2 protein-coding genes are annotated in these 970 nt (G+C 64.2%); both read right to left on the bottom strand.

All coding sequences use genetic code 11. The annotated features are described in order from the left end of the window. The coding region (locus tag AC1DU6_RS32890; protein ID WP_477862482.1) for a S1 RNA-binding domain-containing protein at positions 1–203 on the bottom strand (203 nt) is incomplete at its 3' end. Positions 204–372: 169 nt separating this feature from the next. Then, positions 373–970, bottom strand: a 598-nt coding sequence (gene cmk, locus AC1DU6_RS32885) for a (d)CMP kinase (protein WP_477862480.1), incomplete at its 5' end; no start/stop codon positions are given.

Genomic DNA, 970 nt, shown 5'->3' with positions numbered 1-970 from the left:
CCCTGGTCGTTCTTGAACTCTTCGATGGGCACGTAGGCTTCGGACTTGAGGCCTGCGTTGACGACGACGAAGTTGTGTTCGACACGAACGACTTCGGCCGAGATCACTTCGCCAGCGCGCATGTCGGAGCGCTGCAGCGACTCCTCGAACATGGCGGCAAAGGATTCCATGCCGGAGGCTTGGGCGGTTTGGGTTTGGGACATGTGATGGATCCTGATGCGCCGGGGAACCCCGGACGCGGCGTGCAGACAAGCTGCGGGTTAAGTTGTTGACATCGCGACCCTCAGTGAACTGACGTTCGGAGGGAAGGGCCGCGGGCCGTGGCGTCTCAAGCCTGGACCTTCTCTGGCACCTCGTGCGTAACGAGGCGCGTCAAAAAGGCCTGCGCTGTTGCCACCAATCCAGCACCTGATCCACCGAGGCTTCGATGGTCAGCGCCGAGTTGTCGAGCAGCTGCGCGTCCTGCGCGGGTTCCAGTGGCGAGGCTGAGCGGTTCTTGTCCCGTTCGTCCCGCGCCTCCAGATCTTCGCGCAAGCTGTCAATATTAGCCGAAATTCCTTTGGAAATCAACTGCTTATGCCTGCGCTCAGCGCGCGTCGCGGCGCTGGCGGTGAGGAATACCTTGAGGGAGGCGTCAGGGAAGATGGCTGTGCCCATGTCGCGGCCGTCGGCGACGAGACCAGGCAGGCGGCGGAAGTCGAGTTGCAACTGATGCAGGGCCTTGCGCACCTGAGGATGGACGGCGACCTGTGAGGCCAGCAGGCCGGTCGCTTCGGCTCGCAGCCGGGCACTGACGTCTTCCTGGCCCAGGAAGACATGGCCATCGCCGAACCGCAGTTGCAGCGTCGGCACGATGKCGGCGACGGCGTCGCCSTCATCCAGGTTCAAKCCGGCGCGGCSCGCGGCCAAGCCCGCGACGCGGTAGTGCGCACCGGAATCAAGCACGCCAAAGCCGAGCGCCTTGCCCACC

It is taken from the genome of Roseateles sp. P5_B10 (assembly GCF_056400485.1).
The sequence above is the reverse complement of the archived record's forward strand: the minus strand, read 5'-3'. Positions and strand labels throughout refer to the sequence as shown.